Source organism: Methylobacterium sp. C33D, assembly GCF_053345825.1.
Genome location: NZ_JBKFAV010000256.1, coordinates 1 through 279, shown reverse-complemented (window position 1 = coordinate 279; position 279 = coordinate 1). Strand labels below are relative to the sequence as shown.

Below are 279 nucleotides of genomic sequence, written 5' to 3'. Positions count from 1 at the left end.
GGCCCAGAAGCCGGGTGATCGAACGTGTCTCGGCGGCCGTGAAGTCCGGACGCGGCCAGGGGTCGGCGCGTACGTGCACGGCCGGGGTCCGCCCCCGCCGCGAGAGCGCGATGATCTGCCCGCGAAAGCCATGGCGCCGAAGACTGATCACCGCATCGACCATGCTGAGACCGGTCCCGATGATGAGAACCGGATGGTCCGGATGCAGCCGCGCGTCATGCTCCGGATTCCACGGATCGCCCCGGAAGCGGCTTTCCGGTTCCTGGGGCAGGGTGGGGT

At 69.5% G+C, this 279-nt stretch carries 1 pseudogene; it reads right to left on the bottom strand.

The annotated features are described in order from the left end of the window. A pseudogene (locus tag ACLBXO_RS32280) lies at positions 1 to 279 on the bottom strand (FAD/NAD(P)-binding protein); the annotation flags it as partial.